The sequence below is a fragment of the Streptomyces sp. NPDC008086 genome (assembly GCF_042957325.1).
In the GTDB taxonomy this organism is placed as follows: Bacteria; Actinomycetota; Actinomycetes; order Streptomycetales; family Streptomycetaceae; genus Streptomyces.
In genome coordinates this window covers 1-1,027 of record NZ_JBIBIA010000030.1, presented here as the reverse complement: position 1 = coordinate 1,027, position 1,027 = coordinate 1, and the positions used below count along the sequence as shown (strand labels likewise).

Sequence of the window (1,027 nt, the reverse complement as noted above, 5' to 3'; positions counted from 1 at the left end):
TCCCGACCCGGGTCCGCCGCGAGGCCAGCAGTTTGCGGGGGCGGGCCGGAGCGCCCGCGGTGAGAGTGGCAGCCATGACTCACCCCGCCTGTTCGTCGGCGAAGAGGTTGATGTCGTCCGGGTCGGCGGTGATCCCGACGCGCTCGCCGGCGACCGGGCCCCGGCCGGCCGGTACCTCCAGGCGCAGCAGCGGTGCCTGACCGCCGTCGATGCGTACGCCCGCGCGGACCAGGGTGCCGACGTAGGTGGCGTTCTCGACCGTGCCGGTACAGAACCCGTCGTCACTGGCACAGGCCCGCAGCCGGCCCGGCTGCACAGCAACCTTCACCTGCGTGCCGGAGGGCAGCTGGTGGCGGCGCGCCTTGAGCAGAGTGCCGCTGGCATCCAGGCGGACCAGGGTGTGCTCGTCGGTGTGCTGCTCGATGCGGCCGGGCAGGAAGTTGGCCGCGCCGAGGAAGTCCGCCACGAACGGCGTCCTGGGCCGCTCGAACAGTTCCCTCGGGGTGTCGAACTGCTCGATCAGGCCGTTGCGCATGACCGCGATACGGTCCGACATCACCAGCGCCTCTTCCTGATCGTGCGTCACATAGATGACGGTCAGGCCGAGTTCCTGCTGAATGGACTTGATCTCCACCTGGAGCTGGTCACGCAGCTTCTTGTCCAGCGCGCCCAGCGGCTCGTCCATCAAGATGACCGGCGGCCGGTAGACCAGCGCCCGGCACAACGCCACACGCTGCTGCTGGCCACCGGACAGCTCACGCGGCTTACGGCCGCCGAACCCGGACAGGCCCGCGATCTCCAGCGTCTCCCCGACCCGCCGACGGATCTCGTCCTTCGGCACACCACGCAGCGTCAGCGGGAAAGCGACGTTCTCACTCACGGTCATGTGCGGGAAGAGCAGGTACTGCTGGAAGACAAACCCCAGGCCCCGCTTCTGCGGCGCCAGTCGGGTGACGTCACGGCCGCCGACCGTGATGGTGCCGGAGTCCGGTTCGCAGAAACCGGCGATCATCATCAGCGTCGTGGT

The 1,027-nt window shown here is 69.1% G+C and carries 1 protein-coding gene; it reads right to left on the bottom strand.

Annotation, left to right across the window (positions count from 1 at the left end; all coding sequences use genetic code 11):
• Nucleotides 1-79: 79 nt before the first annotated feature.
• Nucleotides 80-1,027: ATP-binding cassette domain-containing protein (locus ACFZBP_RS42180; protein ID WP_391421138.1), on the bottom strand; the 948-nt coding region annotated here is incomplete at its 5' end.